The 1,519-nt window shown below is 73.1% G+C and carries 3 protein-coding genes; 1 reads left to right on the forward strand and 2 read right to left on the reverse strand.

Going from position 1 to position 1,519, the window contains the following annotated elements; all coding sequences use genetic code 11:
• Both OZN99_RS31320 and OZN99_RS31325 read right to left on the reverse strand, forming a co-directional pair.
• Positions 1 to 288 (reverse strand): 2Fe-2S iron-sulfur cluster-binding protein (locus tag OZN99_RS31320; protein WP_270939104.1); only part of this gene is annotated, 288 nt, incomplete at its 3' end.
• A 148-nt stretch (positions 289 to 436) separates the two neighbouring features.
• Positions 437 to 904 (reverse strand): Lrp/AsnC family transcriptional regulator, encoded by a 468-nt coding sequence (locus OZN99_RS31325; protein WP_270939105.1) that lies wholly within the window; start codon positions 902 to 904, stop codon positions 437 to 439.
• A 138-nt stretch (positions 905 to 1,042) separates the two neighbouring features.
• On the opposite strand from OZN99_RS31325, the gene OZN99_RS31330 reads away from it, so the two are divergent.
• Positions 1,043 to 1,519 (forward strand): acetoacetate decarboxylase family protein (locus OZN99_RS31330; protein WP_270939106.1); only part of this gene is annotated, 477 nt, incomplete at its 3' end.

Raw genomic sequence — 1,519 nt, forward strand, 5'->3', positions numbered from 1 at the left:
CAGCACGGCAGCCGGCGCCCCGCCCGCGGCGCCGAAGCCCTCGGCCGTAGTCACGCGGCGCCCGAGCGCGGCGGTCGCCGGCAAGGCGCAGGCGCGTTCCGCGCGTCCGTCCAGCAGCACCGTGCAGGCGCCGCAGAGCCCGGCGCCACAGCCGAAGCGCACACCGGCGAGGCGGAGGTGGAAGCGCAGGAAGGCGAGCAGCGTCTCCTCCTCCCACCCTGGCGGCATCGTCGTCGCCCGCCCGTTCACCTCGACCACGCCCATCGCCATCGCACCCCGTCGTTGCATGGCCGGGCGGATACGGGGTGCGGGGCCGGCCCGTCTTGAACGATCGCGACAGCCAGAGACAGGGCGCTCACGGCGATCCGACGTGGGTGGCCGTTGCGCGGCAAGGCACGGCGCGCTCAGGCGCCTTGCTCTCAACGCCTGCTGGCGGTCAGTCCGGCACCGGCCAGCCGGCGGGCGGCTTCAGCTCCTTCAGTACGAAGGTGGTCTGCATCTCCTTGATGCGGGGCAGCGCCCGCAGCGTGCCCATGGCGAAGTCAGCGTAGTCGTCCAGGTTCCGCGCCACGACCTGCAGCAGGAAATCCGCATCCCCCGCGACGGAGTAGCAGGCGACGACGGCGGGAAGCCGCGCCACCGCCGCCTTGAACTCGTGCGCCTCGGCGGCCGAGTGGCTCTCGATCACCACGCGCACGAAGGCCAGCACGCCGAGGCCGAGCCCCCGCCGGTCCAGCCGCGCCGCATAGCCCTGCACGAGCCCGGCCTCCTCGAGCGCCCGGGTGCGCCGCCAGCAATGCGAGGCCGACAGGCCGGCGCGCTCCGCCAGTTCCTGGTTGGTGAGACGGCCCTCCGCCTGGAGCAGCCGCAGGATGCGCAGGTCTGCCGGATCGAGCTTTGCCATGGGAAGTCTCTGCCACAGACACGCATCTTTTGCGAAGACATTGCCAAATCGGCCGGCCCGGCCGCGGTCTTTGGCAGCACCTTTCCGCGCCACGGTGGCATCACGGCGCCCCGCTTCGATCCGCACCGGGAGGCTTCCGTGCTTGCTGGCTTCGCCCCGCCCTACACCCCCTCCGGCCGCAGCACCCTGCTGCCGCCGCCGCCCTGGCACTATGCCGGGACCGTGCTGTCGGTGGCCTATGGGGCCGCCGACCCTGCCGCCGCGGCCTCCCTCCTGCCCGCGGGCTTCGGCCGCGCGACCGGGCGCTGCGTCGTCCATGCCTGCGAATGGCAGGCCACGACCGATGGCACGGAACTGCTTGATCCCGTGCAGGCGCAGTACCGCGAGATGATCTTCCTCGTGGAGGCGGAGCGGGCGGAGGGCCTCGCGGTCTTCTGCCCCTTCATCTACGTGGACCAGGACGTCGCGCTGGTGCGCGGCTGGCTGCAGGGCTGGCCGAAGAAGTTCGGCTCGGTCTGGATGACGAGGAGCTATGGCCCCGCCGTCGGCGGCCCCGCCGCCGCGCCGCGCGCCGCCGGCACGCGCATCGGCGCGACCCTCGCGGCGAAGGACCGG

The sequence above is a fragment of the Falsiroseomonas oryzae genome (assembly GCF_027856955.1).
GTDB lineage: Bacteria > Pseudomonadota > Alphaproteobacteria > Acetobacterales > Acetobacteraceae > Falsiroseomonas > Falsiroseomonas oryzae.